Origin of the sequence: Glycomyces tenuis DSM 44171, from assembly GCF_000427885.1 — a bacterium.
GTDB classification, from domain to species: Bacteria; Actinomycetota; Actinomycetes; order Mycobacteriales; family Micromonosporaceae; genus Glycomyces; species Glycomyces tenuis.
The window spans coordinates 54341-72901 of sequence record NZ_ATYW01000014.1 but is presented as its reverse complement, the minus strand read 5'-3'; the positions used below and the strand labels follow the sequence as shown (position 1 = coordinate 72901).

At 71.8% G+C, this 18561-nt stretch carries 16 protein-coding genes; 3 read left to right on the top strand and 13 right to left on the bottom strand.

Going from position 1 to position 18561, the window contains the following annotated elements; all coding sequences use genetic code 11:
• Positions 1 to 7: 7 nt before the first annotated feature.
• From YWW_RS0115420 to YWW_RS0115410, 3 genes are all read right to left on the bottom strand, one after another.
• Positions 8 to 1279, bottom strand: a complete 1272-nt coding sequence (locus YWW_RS0115420; protein ID WP_026930809.1) for a M20 metallopeptidase family protein — start codon at positions 1277 to 1279, stop codon at positions 8 to 10.
• 174 nt (positions 1280 to 1453) lie between these two features.
• Complete coding sequence (locus tag YWW_RS0115415; RefSeq protein ID WP_026930808.1) at positions 1454 to 2140, bottom strand: D-glucuronyl C5-epimerase family protein; 687 nt, start codon at positions 2138 to 2140, stop codon at positions 1454 to 1456.
• A gap of 104 nt (positions 2141 to 2244) precedes the next feature.
• Positions 2245 to 3792: a glycosyltransferase family 4 protein gene (locus YWW_RS0115410; RefSeq protein ID WP_162145960.1), complete on the bottom strand. Its 1548-nt coding sequence runs from the start codon at positions 3790 to 3792 to the stop codon at positions 2245 to 2247.
• A gap of 466 nt (positions 3793 to 4258) precedes the next feature.
• Here YWW_RS0115410 and YWW_RS0115400 point away from each other — a divergent pair, with 466 nt between their 5' ends.
• Positions 4259 to 5125 carry an N-acyl homoserine lactonase family protein gene (locus YWW_RS0115400; RefSeq protein WP_026930806.1) on the top strand — a complete coding sequence of 289 codons (867 nt, stop codon included), beginning with the start codon at positions 4259 to 4261 and terminating at the stop codon, positions 5123 to 5125.
• An 18-nt stretch (positions 5126 to 5143) separates the two neighbouring features.
• Here YWW_RS0115400 and manD read toward each other — a convergent pair whose 3' ends face one another.
• Genes manD through YWW_RS30795 form a run of 4 tightly spaced genes read right to left on the bottom strand, consistent with a single transcriptional unit; the run spans position 5144 to position 10479 of the window.
• A complete protein-coding gene (gene manD / locus YWW_RS0115395) occupies positions 5144 to 6382 on the bottom strand; it encodes a D-mannonate dehydratase ManD (RefSeq protein ID WP_026930805.1) in 1239 nt (412 codons plus the stop codon).
• 60 nt (positions 6383 to 6442) lie between these two features.
• Positions 6443 to 6868: a GlcG/HbpS family heme-binding protein gene (locus YWW_RS0115390; RefSeq protein ID WP_026930804.1), complete on the bottom strand. Its 426-nt coding sequence runs from the start codon at positions 6866 to 6868 to the stop codon at positions 6443 to 6445.
• A gap of 15 nt (positions 6869 to 6883) precedes the next feature.
• Positions 6884 to 9061, bottom strand: a complete 2178-nt coding sequence (locus YWW_RS0115385; RefSeq protein WP_026930803.1) for a malate synthase G — start codon at positions 9059 to 9061, stop codon at positions 6884 to 6886.
• Complete coding sequence (locus tag YWW_RS30795; RefSeq protein WP_081687489.1) at positions 9058 to 10479, bottom strand: FAD-binding oxidoreductase; 1422 nt, start codon at positions 10477 to 10479, stop codon at positions 9058 to 9060. Before YWW_RS30795 ends, YWW_RS0115385 begins: the two co-directional genes overlap by 4 nt.
• Before the next feature lie 98 nt (positions 10480 to 10577).
• Between YWW_RS30795 and YWW_RS30790 the strand changes: the two genes are divergently transcribed.
• Positions 10578 to 11357, top strand: a complete 780-nt coding sequence (locus YWW_RS30790; RefSeq protein ID WP_155830199.1) for an IclR family transcriptional regulator — start codon at positions 10578 to 10580, stop codon at positions 11355 to 11357.
• A gap of 255 nt (positions 11358 to 11612) precedes the next feature.
• On the opposite strand, the gene YWW_RS30785 is transcribed toward YWW_RS30790, so the two are convergent.
• Complete coding sequence (locus tag YWW_RS30785; protein WP_051325875.1) at positions 11613 to 13421, bottom strand: AfsR/SARP family transcriptional regulator; 1809 nt, start codon at positions 13419 to 13421, stop codon at positions 11613 to 11615.
• A 285-nt stretch (positions 13422 to 13706) separates the two neighbouring features.
• On the opposite strand from YWW_RS30785, the gene YWW_RS36015 reads away from it, so the two are divergent.
• Entirely contained in the window at positions 13707 to 14282 is a 576-nt protein-coding gene (locus tag YWW_RS36015) for a hypothetical protein (RefSeq protein ID WP_026930802.1), read from the top strand.
• Positions 14283 to 14450: 168 nt separating this feature from the next.
• Here YWW_RS36015 and YWW_RS36010 read toward each other — a convergent pair whose 3' ends face one another.
• From YWW_RS36010 to crcB (YWW_RS0115340), 5 genes are all read right to left on the bottom strand, one after another.
• Complete coding sequence (locus YWW_RS36010; RefSeq protein WP_155830197.1) at positions 14451 to 14609, bottom strand: VOC family protein; 159 nt, start codon at positions 14607 to 14609, stop codon at positions 14451 to 14453.
• 22 nt (positions 14610 to 14631) lie between these two features.
• The gene (locus tag YWW_RS0115355) at positions 14632 to 16074 is read right to left on the bottom strand and encodes a S8 family serine peptidase (protein ID WP_026930801.1); all 1443 of its coding nucleotides are present in this window, start codon (positions 16072 to 16074) and stop codon (positions 14632 to 14634) included.
• A 289-nt stretch (positions 16075 to 16363) separates the two neighbouring features.
• Positions 16364 to 17332 (bottom strand): sensor histidine kinase, encoded by a 969-nt coding sequence (locus YWW_RS0115350; protein WP_026930800.1) that lies wholly within the window; start codon positions 17330 to 17332, stop codon positions 16364 to 16366.
• A gap of 246 nt (positions 17333 to 17578) precedes the next feature.
• Positions 17579 to 17953 carry a fluoride efflux transporter CrcB gene (gene crcB, locus YWW_RS0115345; protein ID WP_026930799.1) on the bottom strand — a complete coding sequence of 125 codons (375 nt, stop codon included), beginning with the start codon at positions 17951 to 17953 and terminating at the stop codon, positions 17579 to 17581.
• Positions 17950 to 18444: a fluoride efflux transporter CrcB gene (crcB, locus tag YWW_RS0115340; RefSeq protein WP_026930798.1), complete on the bottom strand. Its 495-nt coding sequence runs from the start codon at positions 18442 to 18444 to the stop codon at positions 17950 to 17952. Before crcB (YWW_RS0115340) ends, crcB (YWW_RS0115345) begins: the two co-directional genes overlap by 4 nt.
• Between the last annotated feature and the right edge of the window lie 117 nt (positions 18445 to 18561).

Here is an 18561-nt window from a genome sequence, read left to right as displayed (position 1 = left end):
CGTCGGCTCAGCGGCCGGCGCGTTCGGCGAGCCAGCCGGCCATGGCGCGCACGCCGAGCCCGATGGCGGCCTCGTCGGGGTCGAAGGTGGGGAAGTGCATTGCGGCCGTGGCGATGTCGGCTCCCGGCCGGCGGACGCCGAGGAAGGTGTACGTGCCCGGAATCCGGTCGATGAACAGCGCGAAGTCCTCCCCGCCGAAAGGGAACGCGGCGTGCATCACGGTCGTGGAGCCGCGGCCCATCGCGCGCCGCAAGTGGCGCTTGAGCGTGCGAGCCTCCCATTCGGGGCAGACCAGGGCCGGGAACGGCTCGGCGGGGAACGCGGCCTCGGCCTCCCCGTACGACTCCGCGATCCGCGTGACCTCCTCGCGGATCGCGACGTACCGCTCCTCGGGCCAGCACCGGTAGACCAGTTCGACCTCCGCCCGCTCCTCGGAGGCGTTCCCGATCGGGGACGCCTGCATGAAGACGAACTCCTCCAGTGGACCGTCCGGTGTCTGGACGTCCTCCACGAGCCGCTCGATGTCGGCCGAGGTCTCGGGGAGCGGCACGGTGCTGAGCGCGGCGATCTCGGCGGCCAGCCGCTCCGCGCGGCCGGCCGCGTCGGCTCCGGTGAGGACGACGCCGCCCCGGTCCTGGCCCGGCAGCCCCGAGCCGGGGGTGACCGCGAAGACGCCGACCGGATACAGTCCGCAGTGGAGGGCGTGGACCTCCTCGGGCTCGGTCCAGTCCAGGACGCCCTCCTCGATCATCGCCGCCGCTCCCTGGAGGGACTCCTCGGCGGGCTGGAACAGGAACACGACGGTGCCCCGCAGGCGGTGCCGCAGCCCGGCGAGCACCCGGGCCGCGCCGACGCCGATCGCGGTGTGCAGGTCGTGCCCGCACAGGTGCTCCGCTCCGCCGCCGCCGCCGAGCTGGTCCTGGGCGGGGACGGCGTCCATGTCGGCCCGGAAGGCGACCGTGCGTCCGCGGCGCCCGCCTTCGAGGACGCCGACGACGCCGTGGCCGCCGACGCCGGTGGTCACTTGCAGCCCTGCGGCCCTGAGGTGTTCGGCCACCAGGGAAGCGGTGCGCTCCTCCTCCCCCGGGCCTTCGGGGTTGGCGTGGATGTCGCGGCGCAGCGCGATGAGCGCGTCCTCGATGTCCGCGGCGGCGGTGTCGATCGCGTCCTGGCCGATGCCGCATGCGGCGTGGGCGGGGGTCGGGGCGGCGGCCGTGACGACGGCCGCCGCGGCGCCGCCGATGACCGTGCGGCGGGTGAGAGCGTTGAGAGTGGTCATGGTTCCTCCAGGCCTGGCGTCGTCGACGCGCGGTGGGTGGTCCCGTCAGTGTGCGCCGTGCCATGACCTGAAAACAGTCATGCCAGTGCCTCTCTTCACGGTAGGGCCAACCCCCGCCTCCGGCCTTCGCGCGGAACGGCTTCCGGCCGAACGGCGGCGAACCGCCGACGGCTCCTAGGCGAAGTCCTCGCGGAGGAGCTCGGCCAGTTCCTTGAAGCGGTCGGCGCCGGTCATGGCGGCGAGGTGCTCCAATTGCCTGATGTGGATGCGGTGGTACTTCTCGGACTGCGCCTTCGGGTCGTCCTGGACGCGCATCCCGTACCAGGAGGGACCGCCGGGGACGCGGAGCCTGGGCACGTAGTGGAGGACCGTGGCGGCGGCCTTGTTGAAGAGCAGGAGCGCGGCCTCGTCCTTCGTCGCCTGCCAGTAGTCGTACAGCCCGTACATCGCGAAGACGTGGCCGTTCAGCACCCGCATGGGCTCGACGTCTCCGGCGTACTCCTCCAGCCAGGTGTACCCGTCGTCGTCCACGAAGGTGGTCCACCTGTCGGAGTCCTCGTCGAGGAGCGTCCGGAAGACGTGCTCCGCCGCGTCCCGCCAGTACCGGTCGTCCGTCGCCCGCCACAGCCGGGTCGCCAGCGAGAGGAACTGCCCCTGCTCCATCGCCGAGCGCCAGGGCGCGTGGACGGTGTTCTTCTTGTCGCCGTGCAGCGCGAAGTCGAAACCGTATTCGAGGACCCAGCCGGTGGCGGCGGTGTCGAGCAGGTCGCGCGCGTTGGCCTCGGCCGCGGCGAGCTTGGCGGCGTCCCCCGTGGCCTCGTACTCCCCCAGCAGCGAGATGGCGTACTGCGTCTGCCGCACCGGGTGGCGGTGACGCCGACCGCCCCGCTCGTAGCGTTGGACGCCGTCGTCGTCGCAGTCCAGAGCGAGCGCGCGGCCGCGCCGGTAGGGGTCGGCCCCGGGCTTCAGATCGAAGTCGGCGACGGCGAGGGCGATGTCCGAGCGGGCATGAGGAGGAGGCGGCGGTAGATCTCGTCGTAGACCTCGGACTGGCGCTCCCAGGTGTACCGGTCGAGCAGTTCGGGCCTGGAGTAGGGCTCGCGGTAGGGGCCGGGGTCGGACAGGACGGTCTTGAGGGCGGCGGCCAGGTCGCCGGTGTCCTCGGCGGTGAAGACCTCGCCGATGCCGGTGGTCTTGACCGCTTCCGACATCGCCTTGACGTCGCTGACCACGACGGGGATCCTCGCCTGCATGAACTCGAAGAACTTGGTGCTCAGCGCCACCTCGTGGTTGATCGGGCCCTTGATCAGCGGGTGCACGCCGACGTCGGCGGTCGACAGGAACTCCGGCAGCTCGTCATAGGGCACGTAGCCCATCACGTGCAGCCGGTCGGCCGCGCCGGCCTCGGCCGCGGTGCGGCGCAGGCGCGTCACGTAGTCCGAGTCGGGCTTGTTGACGAGCAGCGCGACGTGGAGCTCGGGCAGGAGGGCGAGGGTGCCCACGAGCGTGTGCAGTCCGCGTTGCGGAGAGGCGCCGCCGCAGTAGACCGCCAGCGGCTGCTCGGGCCGCAGGCCGCAGGCGTCGCGGACGTCGGTGCAGGTGCGTTCGGGCGCCGCGGCCGGACTCGGCGGCGTGTTGAGCACCACCGCCGGGCGCTCGGCGAGCCCGTGTTCGCTCACCAGGAGCTCGGCGAGCGGCTCCGAGACGGTCACCACCGCGTCGGCGCACTGGAGGTACTCGCGTTCATGGAGGACCTGGGACACCAGCCAGCGGTGCGCGGTCTCGTCGATCAGGCCCGGCACGAACTCGTGGGCGTCGTACAGCAGCGGCACGCGCTCGCCGCGGGCGCGAGCCCTGGCCGCGGCCCGCGCCCCCACGCCGATCATGCGGTAGTCGTGGGCGTGGACGAGGTCGGGTCGCAGCTCGTCGATCAGCGCCGCGTAGGTGATGTCGTAGCGCAGCGGCGTCGGGTCGAGGCGCCGCCAGGCCCGCGTGCCGTGCACGGCTTTCCGCACCGCCGTGTCGAGGCGCTGGATGCGGCCCTGTTCATGCCGCTTGCACCACTTGACGCCGACTCGCGTCTGGCGGACCCGCTCCTTGAGGTAGCGGCGCCGGACCTTCCCGGTGAGATCGCGCACCGGGCGCGGCAGGAGGCCCCCGCCATGCGTGCCGGGGGCGTGCGCGCGCTGCACCTCCTCGATCTTGGAAAGCGTGATCTCCCGTTGCAGGATCTCGGCGGCGGGAGTGCTCTTGCAGGCGAGGGGAAAGCGCAGCCGCATGGCGCGGTCGAGCAGCGAGCGGCGCGGCGAGATCGCCTGGAGCGGCAGGCGGTAGACGTGGGCGCGCCCGAGCATGTAGGTGTCGGGCACCGCCCCGGGGGCCCGTCCGATCAGGTGGACGTCCCATCCGGCCTCGGCCATCGAGCGGGCGGCCTTCTGCACCCGCGAGTCCCCGTCGACAGAGTTGTCGACGAGCATGACGACGCGCCGCTTCGCAGTCGGAGAGTGCTTCATCTGTATTCCGTTTCGGGTCATGGAGGCGGCCTCGGTTTTCGACGAACAGGAGTGGGCCATGGAGGGGCGATCGAGCCACCGGCTCGCTTCGGGACCTGGACGGCGACAAACGAGCATCCCTCCGAACAGGACGGCAGCGTCGACATTGATATTAGACCAGGCAGGACGGTCTCGCCGTGCCGCGGCCGCCGCGGATCGACGGCGCCGACCGGCGGGTCCCGGCCATCCTGGCCCGCCTCGGCAACGACGGTGAGCAGCGGTGGTGAACGGCCGCGGAACACGAGGAGGCGTCTTGAGGACGCGCGCCGGAACGGCCTGGACGGCGTGGCGCACCGATATCAGGAACAGCGGACCCCCGCCGGAGCACGGCGGCGGCGCCATGGCGCCCATGGAGCCTGCGTCACAATGGCCTGGAGTCAGCACGTGCCGCGGGTCATCGCGACACACCGTCTACCTTGGAGTCCCGATGGAACCGCACGATCCCGTCCGCCGCGTCGCGGTCGTCAGCACCGGATCGGTCGTGGTCCGCCCCGAGCACGTCGGCCCCACCCGGAAGCACGTCCTCCACTGGCTGCTCACCTCCCGCGAGTGGACCGCCCCCAGGCCGGTCAACGTCTACGTCGTCGAGCACCGCGACGGCCTGGTCCTGTTCGACACCGGCCAGGACCGCGCCTCGGTCACCGAGCCCGGCTACTTCCCCGCCGGTCCGGTGGGCCTCGTCTACACCAGGATCGCCAAGTCCCGCATCGGCGCCGACGAGACCCTCCCGGCCCGGCTCGCGCAGCTCGGCTACCGCATCGGCGATGTCGGCAAGGCCGTCGTCTCCCATCTCCACCACGACCACATCGGCGGCCTGCGCGAGCTCGGCCACGCCGAGATCCTCGTCAGCGAAGCCGAATGGGCGTCCCTGGCCGGACCGCTGCCCGAGGCGCGCGGCCTCCTGCGCTCCCGCATCGACCTGCCCGGACTGCGCTGGAACCGCGTCGAGTTCGCGCCGCTCGCCGACCCCGAGCTGGCGCCGTTCACCACCGGCCTCGACCTGTTCGGCGACGGTGCGCTCACCTTGCTGCCCACCCCCGGCCACACCCCTGGGTCGATGTCGATGCTGGTCCGCGGGCCCGGCCGGCGGCCGCTGCTCATGGTCGGCGACCTCACCTGCGACGCCGAGCTCCTCGCGGCCGGGAAGCTCCCCGGGGTCGGCGACAGGCGCAGGCTGGCCGAGACCGTCGCCGCCGTCAACGCCCTGCGCGAGCGCCAGCCGGGCCTGACCGTGCTCGCCGCCCACGACCCGAACGCGAGCGCCCTCCTGGAGGGCGCCCTCGACGGCCGCTGAAGCGTCCGGCGCTCGGGTTCACCAGTCGTGGACGGTGCCGTCGGCGAGCCGGTTGAACGGGAGGTAGGCCTGGACGTAGGGGTACTTCCCGGCCTCGTCGAGGTCGAGCCCGACGCCGAGTCCCGGCTCCTCGCCGGGGTGGAGGTAGCCGCCGGTCCAGGAGAAGGACTGCCGGAAGACCTGGTCGGTCTTGGCCCCGTGCATCATGTACTCCTGGATGCCGAAGTTGTGGACCGCGAGCCCGAGGTGCATCGCCGCGGCCATGCCGACCGGGGAGATGTCGGTGGGCCCGTGCATGCCGGACTTGATCTGGTACTGCGCGGCGTAGTCCAGGACCTTCTTCAAATGCGAGATGCCGCCGGTGTGCGTCACGGCCGAGCGGACGTAGTCGATCAGCTGCTCGCGAATGATCTGCTGGTAGTCCCACACGGTATTGAAGATCTCGCCGATGGCGAGGGGCGTGGTGGTGTGCCGGCGGACCAGTCTGAGCGCTTCCTGGTTCTCGGCGGGGGTGACGTCCTCGAGCCAGAACAGGTCGAACGGCTCCAGGCTCTTGCCGAGCTGCGCGGCCTGGACGGGGGTGAGGCGGTGGTGGGCGTCGTGCAACAGCGGCAGCTCGGGCCCGAACTCGGCGCGGACGGCTTCGAACACGGTCGGGACGTGCCGCAGATAGGAGCGGGTGTCCCAGTCCTCCTCATTCGGCAGCGCGCCCCGCTGGGCCGGTTCGTGGTCGTAGCGGACCCCGTCGTTGGCCTCATAGGTGGCGTTGGAGGCGATCCCATAGATCGACTTCAAGCCGGGCACGCCGGTCTGGACGCGGATGGCCCGGTAGCCCTGTTCCTGGTGGGCGCGAATGGAGTCGAACAGCTCCTCGACGGTCTTGCCCGAGGCGTGCCCGTAGGCCAGCAGGCCGTTGCGCGACGCCCCGCCGAGCAGCTGGTAGACCGGCATCCCGGCGGCCTTGCCCTTGATGTCCCACAGCGCCATGTCCACGGCGGCGATCGCGGCCATGGTCACCGGGCCCCTGCGCCAATAGGCCGAGCGGTACAGGAACTGCCAGGTGTCCTCGATGCGGGCCGCGTCCCGGCCCAGCAGCAACGGCACCACATGATCCTTCAAATAGGCGACCACGGCCAGCTCGCGCCCGTTCAAGGTCGCATCGCCCAGACCGGTCAGACCGTCGTCAGTGGTGAGCTTGAGGGTCACGAAGTTCCGGTCGGGGCTGGTGACGATGACTTCGGCGCGGTCGATGAGCATGCGGGACTCCAAAAGGTCTGATCGGACTGACGAGGTGTGGGGCGGGCGAGGGTTCCGGCGCTACGCGAACTCGGACTGGAATCCCGTCGCGGCGAGCGCGGCCAGGGCGATCTCCGCGTCCAGGTCCGGCGGGCCTCCGGCGACGCCGAGCCCGCCGATGCGCTTCCCGTCGACGACGAGCGGGAAGCCGCCGCGGATGTCGGTCAGGAGGTTCCCCGTGCCGAGCGGCAGCGCGAGGGCGAAGTCCCCCTGCATCCACCCGCTCGGCCTCCTGGTCGAGGCGGCGGTGTTCGCCTTGCGCCGGCTCGTCTCGGCGCTGTGCGGCGTCGTGCCGTCGGCGCGCACGAAGGCCACGAGCGCCATCGCGGGGTCGACGACGGCCACCGCGACAGGGGTGTCGCGCCGTGCCCCCTCCGCTATCGCGGCGGCTGCGATCTCCTGCGCCGCGACATGGCTGACGGCGAAGCTCTCCACGTACTGGTTCATCCCGGTCTCTCCTCTTCAGCGGTCGACGGGCGTCGTTCGCATGGCGGACTTCACTTCCCGGCGGCGCCGGTGAAGGATCGGCTCGGTGTACCCGTTCGGCTGCCGGGCGCCCTCGAACACGAGCTCCACGGCCGTCTGGAAGGCGACGCTGGCGTCGAAGTCGGCGCTCATCGCCCGGTAGTCGGCGTCCGCGGCGTTCTGCGCGTCGACGACGGCGGCCATGCGGCGGAGGCTCTCGTGGACCTCGTCGGGGGCGACGACGCCGTGGCGGAGCCAGTTCGCCAGGAGCTGGCTGGAGATCCGCAGCGTGGCCCGGTCCTCCATGAGCCCGACGTCGTGGATGTCCGGCACCTTCGAGCAGCCGATCCCCTGGTCGATCCAGCGGACGACGTACCCCAGGAGCGACTGCACGTTGTTGTCGAGCTCTTCCCGGCGCTCGGCGTCGGTCCACTCGGGAGCGGGGACGACGGGGATCCGCAGGAGGTCGTCCACCGTTCCCCGCCGCCGTCCCCGCAGCTCGCGCTGGCGCTCGGCGACGTCGACGCGGTGGTAGTGGAGGGCGTGCAGGGTGGCGGCGGTCGGCGAGGGCACCCATGCGGTGTCGGCACCGGCCCGCGGGTGGGCGATCTTCTGCTCGATCATGTCGGCCATCAGGTCGGGCATGGCCCACATGCCCTTGCCGATCTGGCCGTGGCCGGGCAGGCCGGCCTCGAGTCCGATGTCGACGTTCTGGTCCTCGTACGCCGCGATCCAGCGCTGGTGCTTCATGTCCGCCTTGCGGACGAAGGCGCCCGCCTCCATGGAGGTGTGGATCTCGTCGCCGGACCGGTCGAGGAAGCCGGTGTTGATGAAGACGATGCGTTCCCGGGCCTGGGCGATGCACGCCTTCAAGTTCAGGCTCGTGCGACGTTCCTCGTCCATGAGGCCGAGCTTCAGGGTGTCGGCCGGGAGTCCGAGCAGTTCCTCGACGCGGGCGAAGAGGTCGACGGTCAGGGCGACCTCGGCCGGTCCGTGCATCTTCGGTTTGACGATGTAGACCGAGCCGTGGCGTCCGTTGCGCCGTTCGTTCGACTCGTCCCGGCCCGGCAGCGCGGCGAGCGTGGTGAGGACGGCGTCCAGGATGCCCTCGCCGATCTCGGCTCCGGACGTGTCGAGGACGGCGTCCGTGGTCATCAGGTGCCCGACGTTGCGGACGAACAGCACCGCGCGGCCCGGCAGGACGAGCTCGCCGCCGTCGGGTGCGGTATAGCGCCGGTCGTCCGCCAGGCGCCGGACGACGGTGCGCCCGCCCTTGTCGAAGCTCGCCTCCAGGTCGCCTCGGTTGAGCCCCAGCCAGTTGCGGTAGGCCGCGATCTTGTCCTCGGCGTCGACGGCGGCCACGGAGTCCTCGAAGTCGACGATCGCCGTCAGCGCCGACTCCAACTGGACGTCGGCGATGCCCGCGGGGTCGGCCGCCCCGACGGCGCTCGAGCGGTCGATGCGCAGTTCGATGTGGATTCCGTGGTGGCGCAGCAGCACGCTCTCGGGGTCGCGCGGGTCGCCCGTGAAGCCCGCGAACGAGGCGGGGTCGCGCAGCCCGCGGCGCTCGCCGCTCGCGAGGGCCGCGGTGAGCCGGCCGTCGGCGACCGCGTAGGACACGGCGTCCCGGTGGCTGCCCGATTCGAGCGGGACGGTCTCGTCCAGCAGCGACTTGACGTATTCGACGACCTGCGCGCCGCGGGCGGCGTCGTAGCCGCCGGGGGCCGCCTTCCCCGGCAGGGCGTCGGTCCCGTAGAGCGCGTCGTAGAGCGAGCCCCATCGCGCGTTCGCCGCGTTGAGCGCGTAGCGGGCGTTCGAGACCGGCACGACCAGCTGCGGACCGGCGAGAGTGGCGACCTCGTCGTCGACGCCGCCGGTCGTCACGGCGACCTCGGCCGGTTCCGGTGCGAGGTACCCGATCGACTCCAGGAAGCTCCGGTACTCCCCCGGGTCGAACGGCGAGGGGTGCGACCGGTGCCAGTCGTCGATCGCGGCCTGCAAGCGGTCGCGCTCGGCCAGCAGCTCCCGGTTGCGCGGTCCGAGCTCGGCGACGATGCGCGCGAAGCCGTCCCAGAAGGTCCGGGCGTCGATCGACGCGGCGGGCAGGAGCTCGCGCTCCACGAAGGCGTGCAGTGCGCTGTCGACCGAGAGTCCTCCGGCGGCGATGTGCGTCATCGAGTGTGTGCTCCTTCGTCTGGTGCGGCGCTGTCGTCGGATGCGGCGCTGTCGGCCGCGAAGATCGTTCCGGGGTTGAGGATGCCTTGAGGGTCGAGGGCCCGCTTCACGCGGTGGGACACCTCGAGGAGGTCGTCGCCGATCTGCTCGACGAGCCACGGCCGCTTGAGCCGGCCGACGCCGTGCTCGCCGGTGATCGTCCCGCCCAGGCGGATGGCGAGGTCCATCACCTCCCCGTAGGCGAGGTGGGCGCGTTCGGTGAGCGCGGTGTCCTCGGGGTCGTAGACGATCAGCGGATGGGTGTTGCCGTCTCCGGCGTGCGCGATGAAGGCGATCGTGACCTCGCGGGCGCGGGCGATCTCCTCGACGCCCGCCACCAGTTCCGCGAGGAGCGGGATGGGGACCCCCACGTCCTCCAGGAGCAGCGGGCCGAGGCGCTCGACGGCGGGGATGGCGATCCGGCGCGCGTGCGCGAAGCGCTCGCCCTCGGACTGATCGGCCGCTTCGAAGGTCTCGAACGCGCCGTGGTCGGTGAAGGCCCCGAGCATGGACGCCACTTCGGCGCCGTCGGGATGCTGGTCGTCCGAGCGGGCGACGACCAGCGCGGCGGCGTCGCGGTGCAGGCCCATGCCGAGGACGTCCTCGACCGCGCCGATCGCGGTGCGGTCCATGTACTCGAGCATGGAGGGCCGGATGCGCGAGGCGATGGCGAAGACGGCCGCCGACGCCCGCTCGGTGTCGTCGAACCATGCGACCACCGTGCGCGCGGGCGGCGGGGCGGGCAGCAGGCGGAGGGTCAGCTCGGTGATGACGCCGAGGGTGCCTTCGCTGCCCACGAAGAGCTTGAGCATCGAGAGCCCGGCGACGTCCTTGAGCCGCGGGCCGCCGACCCTCACCGCGCGCCCGTCGGCCAGGACGACCTCCGCGCCGAGGATGTAGTCGGCGGTGACGCCGTACTTGACGCAGCACAGGCCGCCGGCGTTCGTCGCCGCGTTCCCGCCGATGGTGCAGATCTCGAACGACGCGGGATCCGGCGGATACCACAGGCCTTGCGCCGCGACCGCGGCCTTGACCTCGGCGTTGAGCAGGCCGGGCTGCACGACGGCCATCCGGGTGGCGGCGTCCACGCGGACCGCGCGCATCCGCTCGGTGCTCAGCACGACGCCGCCCTCGATCGCCGTGGCGCCGCCGGAGAGCCCGGTCCCCGCCCCGCGGGGCGTCACCGGCACGCCGTGCGCGGACGCCCACCGCATGACGGCCTGGACCTCGGCCGTGGTCTCCGGCAGGACGACGGCGAGGGGCATGCCGGGGCGGGGGTCGAGCGCGCGATCGCGGCGGTACGGCTCCTTCGCCGCGGGCTCCGTGACGAGGGCGGCGTCGCCCAGCGCCGCGCGAAGCTCCTCAAGCGGATCGCTCATCTGATATTCCGCATCGTGGAATACTGATATCGCATGATCGAATGCTACCGTCAGACGGCGCGCGTGGCAATCGGATGCCAACGGGAAAGGGGGCACTGATGGATCGGAGACCTGGAGTGCAGTCGGTCGAGCGGGCGCTGGACCTCATCGAGGCGCTGGACGCCGCGGGGCGGGCCATGAGCGTCAGCGAGCTCGCCGCCGCGATCGGGCTCCCGGCGGGGACGATCCACCGGCTCCTGCGCACCCTCGTCGACCGCGGGTACGCGCACCAGCTCCCCGACCGCCGGTACGCGACCGGCTCGCGCATCGCGCAGCTGGCCGCGAACGCGAACGCCCTCCTGGGGCTCCGGGCCCGGCCGGTGCTGCGCGACCTCGCGCGGGAGCTGGGCGAGACCGCGAACCTCGCGATGCTCTCCTCGGACGCGGCCGAATACATCGCGCAGGTCGCGGGGACGCACTCCATCCGGATGTTCACCGAGGTCGGGCACCGGGCGCCCCTGCACAGCACCGGTGTCGGCAAGGCGCTGCTGTCGCAGCTGCCCGAGCAGTCGGTGCGCAGGCTCCTGGGCAGGGCGGGAATGCGCCGCCACACGCCGAACACCATCGTGGACCTCGCGGCGATGCTGACCGAACTCGACGGCGTCCGCGGCCGGGGATACGCGGTGGACGACTCCGAGATGGAGCTCGGCGTCCGCTGCGTCGCGGTCCCCTTCTTCGCGGGGCTGCCCTACGCCGTGTCGGTGTCCGGGCCCGAGCCCCGCATGACCGACGAGCTGCTGGCGAAGGCGGCGCGGGCGCTCGCCCTCGCCGCCGACAAGCTCCGAGCGGAACTGGACGACGCGGGTGCCCGAGACGGACCCGACGGCGCGAAGTCGTAGGGCCTGCCCTGCGCATCGGATTGGGCGTCATCCGGCCCGTTCGGCCCGCCCGTCGCCCATCACCACCGAACCAGACGCCCCTGCGCGGGGCAGGCCGTGTGCCCGCCGCCCGCCGCCACCTGTCACCCGGCCACCGCACATCAGTCACCGCCCAGGTCCGACTGCTCAAACCCCCCTTCGACTTCGAGTCCGCCCGGCATCTCCGGACCCTCGACGAACGCAACTGGATCTCCGACACCGCAGCCGCTCCGCCTCTCATCGGCGAGGGGGCGCCGCGACCGGTCTGCTCCGCCGGCGGTGCTCGCGAAGCCGGTCTGCGGCGGAGCGGCGTTCGGCCTCGGACAGATCGCGCTCGGCGGCCCGGAGCGCGTGCAGGCGGAGCAGCTCGTGGAACGCGTACCGCCCTTCGGCGGGCTCGTCCAGCAGATGTGCCTCGAAGAGTCGGTCCAGAAGGTATCGCGCTCGATCCGGTTCGACGCCGATCAGCACCGCCGCCTCGTATGCGTCCACGCCGGGCTCGGAGCCGATGCCGAGAAACCGGTACAGACGCCGCTCCTCGGGGGCCAGCCGCTGGAATGACAGCTCGACCGAGGCCATCACCGGGCATTCGGGGGCGTCGGCGCCCATCAGTTCCCGCCGCCACCCGCGCAAGCTGTCCACCAGGTACTCGAAGCTCCAGGTCGAGTGCGCGCCCAGGCGGGACGCGCAGATCACCAGCGCGAGCGGCAGCGCACCGCACAGGTCGACGGCCTCCGCGATGTGCTCCCGGGTGCGGTCGTCGATCCGGTCCTCGGGGACGGACAGGCGCATCAGCTCCGCCGCTTCGTCTCGGGGCATCGCTCCCAGCGTCAAGGACCGCCCATGATGGAATCCCGTCGAACGACTCCGGCTCGTCACGATCACCATGGATCCGCCCGCACCGGGGAGCAGCGGTGCCACCTGTCCGGATGCCAACGCGTTGTCCAGGACGATGAGCATCCGCCGACCGGTCAGCAGGCCGCGGTAGAGGGCGGCACGCTCGTCGACGGTCGGCGGCATCTGCGGCTCGGACACGCCGAGGCGGCGGAGGAGCGATCCGAGCGCCTCCCCCGGTTCGAGTGGCTCCAGCCCTTCGGTATGGCCGTGGAGGTCGAGGAAGAGCTGCCCGTCGGGGTACATCGGCGCGAGCGAGTGCGCCGCGTGGACCGCCAAGGCGGTCTTTCCGACTCCGGGCATCCCGTCGATCACGGTGATCGACGGGCCGTGTGAGCCGCGCGGGCCGCCGTTCGGATCCGCCCTCAGCTGTTCGAGTTCGGCGCGCCGACCGATGAAGACGGGGACGTCGGCCGGGAGTTGCGCGAGCGCCGCGGCGCCGGCTCGGCCGCGCGCGGCCGGCGGCGGGGGGTCCGGCTCGCCGCGAAGGATGGCCAGTTCGCGGTGCCTGAGCTCGGGCCCGGGGTCGGCACCGATCTCCTCGGCCAGGCGTCGCCTCGTCCTGCGAGCCAGTCCGAGCGCATCGGCGGTGCGGCCGGTCCGGTACAGCGCCCGCATGAGCTGCGCGACGAGCCGCTCTCGCAACGGGTAGGCCTCGACCAGCCTGGACAGCTCCGTCACCAGTCCTTCCTCGACTCCGAGGTCGAGCGCGGTCTCGTACCCTTCCTCCCGGCTGATCAGCCGGAGCTCGGCCAGTGCGGTCTGTGCCGCGACGACCGAGCTGATCGGCGGCACGTCGCTGAACGGCCCGCCACGCCACAGCCGGTCGGCCTCCCGGTAGCACTTCAGACTCGTCTGGAGGTCGTTCGATTCCCTGGCGGAGCGGGCGTCGGCCAACAGCCGCTCGTACCGGTGGCGATCGAGCTCCTCCTCCCCCACTTCGAGCAGGTAGCCGGGTTTGCGGGTGACGAGCCGCCTCGCAGGTGCCTCGGTGGGGGCGGACCGGAAGGCCCGGCGCAGCCGCGAGACGTAGTCGTGGACTTGGCCGCGAGCCGCCGCCGGACCACCGTCGGGCCACAGCTCGTCGACGAAGCGGTCGACGCTGACAACTTGGTTCGGATGGGTCAGCAGGACGCTCAACACCGCCCTCATCCGTGGGGTACCAAGCGGCAGCGGTGTTCCACACTCGCGCACCTCGAGCGCGCCGAGCACCTTGAACTCCATGATCGAGTCTCCGTCGAGATCGCGTGACCAGATGTCGGAAATGCCCCCCGCGGCCGGCGTTCCACCGCAAGCATATGCGCGGTCCGGCCGCTTCTGGGTTCCGTCGATATTCCTTCTAGCCGAGGTGTTCAAGATTGCAGTCGCAAGTGAACACATGCACGCCCCGCCGGCGCCGGATTCGCATCCGCCGGAAGGCGGGGCTGAGGAGGAACCATGGAAACCACCATCACGAGGGCCCGCGCGGCATGGGCACGAGTCGCGGTCGTAGTCGCGGGGGCGCTGCTCCTGATCGGACTCGCCCCGAGCGCTCCGGTGAGCGCGGAGGCTCCGGCGGCCGAGGAGTCCGACGAGATCCAGATCGAAGCGGTCGAGAGCGACCGGCCCGTCACGTTCGAGGACCTCGGGGACGTGGACATGAGCGCCTCGACGACGTTCTACCACTGCTCGGTCCGCGACGGACGCTACGGCTGCACTGGGGAGCCGCCGGAGGAGGGCCTGGTCGTCGCCAGGCTCTACCAGCGGTCGGACTTCAACAAGTACCAGGCGGGTTGGATGATCGTGATCACCAATCCGGAATACGAGTACGGGTGCTCCGCCGGCTACGGGGACGACGAAGGAGGAGCCAACCTCCCGGGCGGTTTCATCAACGACGTCAGCTCGGTGCAGACCTACAACCACTGCGACGTCAAGCTGGGCGACGCCGCCACCGGCGACGCCAGCGCCTGGATCGACCAGGACCGCCTGCTGGGCGCCCTGAACAACCGGGCGGACGCGTTCAAGATCTCCTGACCGTGTCCGCAGTGTGAGCGAACGGGTGCGTCGCCGAGTGGGCGACGCACCCGTTTCCGTGCCGCTCATGGTTCCGGCGCGGATGAGTTCGTTCCTCCACGGGTCCCGCCGGGCGTTCCGCGGGGTGTCCGAGGCCGACTCGTCCGGCGGCGCTCGACGGCGTCGGGGTCAGTCGAGCGGCTCGGCCAGGCCGACGACGATGCCTTCAGGGCCGCGGACGCGGCAGAGCCGATAGCGGTCCTCGTACGGCACGATCTCACCGACCGGCCGAGCGCCCTTGGCCGGCAGCCGGGCCACGCGCTCGTCGATGTCGCCGACGGCGAACACGGCGCGGCGAACCGCACGGTCGTCAGTTCAGCGCGAGCGCGCTCTGGACCGCCGCGTAGGCGTCGATCCGCCCGTGGCCGTAGACGTTGTCGACCTCGGCCGTGCCTCCGCAGCTCAGGTCCTCGGCGTCCACGGTGGTGCCGGTCAGGATCCGGTATATCTCGTCGTAGTCGCCCGCCAGCGACGGCTCCGCCGAGATCATCAGCGCGATCATGCCGGCGACGTGCGGCGCCGCCATCGAGGTGCCGGACCTCGTGCCGTAAGCGCCTCCCGGTTCGGAGGAGAGGATCTCCACCCCCGGTGCCGTGACATCGGGCTTGAGCTCACCGTGGGAGTTCGGCCCGCGGGAGGAGTCCGGGTCGATCGTCCCGGTGCTGTCGTGCGAGCCGACCGCGATCACGTTCGAGTAGACCGCCGGTGAGCCGGTCGAGCGGCATCCCAGGTATCCGAAGTTGCCCGCGGAGAACACCGGGATGATGCCGGCGGCGTGCCACATGGCCACGACGTCCTCGTACCAGGGGTCGTCCTGCCAGTACGGCGAGCCCCAGGAGTTGACGACGATGTGGGGCGCTTTCGACGGGTCGGGGTCGTTCCCGGCCATGTCGGTCGGGGCCGCGAGCCACTGGCCGGCCGCCATGAGCGTGTCGCGGTCGGGGCAGCAGCCGTTCACGGCGATCCATTCGGCGCCCGGGGCGACGCCGATCCGGTTCCCCGCCCCGTCGTCGCCGACCATGGTGCCCATCGTGTGCGTGCCGTGCCCTCGCTCGTCGCACGGCTCGCCGCCGCAGACGCCTTGGGCGTCGAAGAAGTTGTAGTCGTGGGTGAAGGTGCCGTCGCCGTTGTCGCCCCGGTATTGGTCGACCAGTGCGGGGTGGTCGTAGTCGACGCCGCTGTCGTTGCCGGCGACGACGACACCGGTGCCGTCGAAGCCCTGCTCCCAGACCTCCGGGGCGCGGATGTCGTCGAGTCCCCATTGCTCGGCGGCGGCCGAGGCGTCGGTCGTGTCCGGTTCCGGCGGCTCGATCACCGGGTATTCGACGGCCGGGTGGATCTCGGCGACCGAGTCGAGCGCGGCCAGGTCGGCGACCAGGGCTTCGTCGGCTACGGCGCTGATCGATGAGGACGCCCAATACGACTCGTAGCCGACTCCGGCGCCGGCGAGGAGGTCGACCGCCTCGGACTGGGAGCGCTCGGCGAACTCCTGTGCCGCGGCCACGGCGGCGGCGCCTTTCTCGGTCTTCGTGTCGGCGCCGAGGGCGTCGCCGTAGTCCGGCGCGCCGTGGAAGCGAACCCAGATCTCGGCCTCGCCTTCGGATTCGAGCTCCGCGAGCAGGGACGGAGCGGCCTTGTCCGCGAGTCGCTCCGCGGCGGGGTCGGTCTCGGCCGCGACGGGGGACGCGGCCAGTTGCGCCAGTCCGAGTGTCATCGCTCCGGCGAGGACGACGCGCCATCGTCGTTCGGTCACTGTGCAGCTCTCCTATATGGGTCGATGTCCGCGAAGGCCGCTCTGCCACAAGGGGTATGGCTGGGACGCTGTTGCGAGCGTGTTCTCTCTACCGCTAGCGTGCCAGTCTTGGGCCGAGAGAGCAAGACCGTCGTGATTGTTCACGGCTTATTCGATGACCTGTGCAAGGGCGGACGCTCGGTGCCCCTCCGAGGGGCGGCTGGAGCCGATCTCCCGGGCATGGCGGCATCTTGCCCGGTCAGGGCTCGGCCGGGGCCGTGGCAGCGGCAGTGCGGCCCGGCCGCGGGGGTCATCCCACCGCGCGGGAACTCGCTTCGGGCAGTCGCAGGTGGATCCGCACGGTGGTGCCGTCCGGGCCGGTGTGCATGCGGACGAGGTCGGCGAGCTGGTTGACCAGCAGCAGCCCGCGGCCGTGGTCCTCGGCCTCGCCGCTCGGGCGCCGCCCCGCGAGCGGGTCGTCGATCCGCCCCGCGTCGTTGACCTCGCAGATCAGCAGCTCGTCATCCGACCAGACGCGGAAGGTGCCGATGCCGCCGCCGTGGATGATGCTGTTGGTCAGCAACTCGGTGGCGGCGATCTCGAGATCGACCAGCCGCTCGGCGCTCAGGCCGAGTCTCCGCCCGTACGCGGTGACGAACCAGCGCGCATTGTCGAGCGTCGCGTGGTCGGCGGCGCGTTCGACGGCCGATCGCGGCGGGGGCGGGAGCGGCCGGTTGTAGTCGGTGAGGATGCGGCCGGGGTCGTACTGCTCGCAGCGGTGGTGCCCGGTGTGGTCGACGACCACGGGATGAGTGGCCCGGGCGTCGGCGATCACCTGCCGGTCGAGGCGCTCGGTGTCGTACGGGCACAGGATGGAGACGGTGCGGCCGGTGAACGCGAGGTTGATGAGCGCCTCGTGCTGGACGCAGGCGGGGTACTCCAGTTCGGTGCGGCCGGGCCAGATCGGCTCGCCGATGATGCGCACGCGGCGCCCCGGGTGGGCGTCGGCGAAGGCGCGCAGCACGCCGGGGATGATCCGCCCCGGGTTGGCGCCGGCCACGGTCATGTCGGTCAGCAGGACACGTGCGGCCGAGGACCCCAAGGCGCTGCGCACGGATTCCAGATTGCGTCCGGGGACGGCCACCGCCACGGGGTCGTCGGCGGTGAGCGCCGCCTCGATGAACGGGATCGTGCCGGCCAGGTACTCGTGCTCATCGGAGTAGAACAGCGCGGGGTGCTCGAATCGATCCTTCGTCTCGTGGATCGCCGCAGGGGTCATTGCCCTCCCTTGAACGTCATCGCGACAGCGCCGCCCGGGCACAGGAGCTGCATGATCCACCGCAAGCGGGGCGAGGCACGGCGGACCGGGATCCAGTGTCGTCGCCTCGACGACCGGTGACGCCTACGGGCGGGGCGGCACCGCAGTCGCCGATGGCAGGTCCGCCACAGCCGATTTTAGCGCTGCGGCGCCTGCGGTGCCACGGACGCTGAAGGCGATGACGAATCTCCAGCGGCCGAGGCGCGGTCATGCGATGACCGCCTGGGCGAGGGTGTGGCCGACGAGCGCGGCTCCCAGGCCGCCCGCGACACTGGCGGCCGCGTTGAGGACGGCGATGAGGCGGGCGCGCTCCCCGATGAGTCGGACCGTCTCATACCCGAAGGTGGAGTACGTGGTCAGGGCCCCGCACAGCCCCGTCCCGAGCAGGGCCGTGACCGGGTCCGAGGACGCCCCGGCGAGCGCGGCGCCGGCCAGGGCGCCGAGGATGAACGATCCGGTCGTGTTGGCGCAGAAGGTGCCCCAGGGGAACAGCGAATCGTGGCGGGACTGGACCGCCCGGTCGACGAGGTACCGCAGCGGGGCGCCGACCGCGGCCCCGACGGCGACGAGCAGGACGGTCATCGCCGCTCCTCCTTCGCCGCGCGGCCGACGGCGAGCGCCCGGGTCGCCGCGGCCCCGGCCCAGACGGCGAACAGCGCGCCGATCAGGGTCGCGAACAGGTAGACCAGGGCCGTGCGCGCCGCCCCGGCGGCGGCGAGGTGCTGGGCGTCGACGATGTACGTCGAGAAGGTGGTGAACCCGCCGAGGACCCCGGTGCCGAGGAACGGCCGCAGCAGCCGGTGCGCGGCCCAGACCTCGGTGATGAGGACCATGAGAGCGCCGATGAGCAGGCAGCCGGTGACGTTGACGGCGAGCGTCGACCACGGGAACTCCCCCGCCCGGTGCGGCAGGGCCGCGTCGACGCCGTGGCGGGCCAGCGCGCCCGCCGCGCCGCCGAGGCCGATGACGCCGAGCACGGCCCAAGGGGCGCGCCGCAGCTCGCGGCGCTGGGATCGAACGCGCAGATCGACGTCGGGGTCGATCACGGATGCGGGGGCGTCGGGTTGCGTCATGGATGCTCCTACCAGGGCGCGGGCGTGCGGTGCTGGTAGGGACCGTTGGCGGCGCTGCGGTTGCCCCCTTCGGGGTCGGCGGGCCCCACCGCCGAAGATTCGCCTCCGACGATAGCC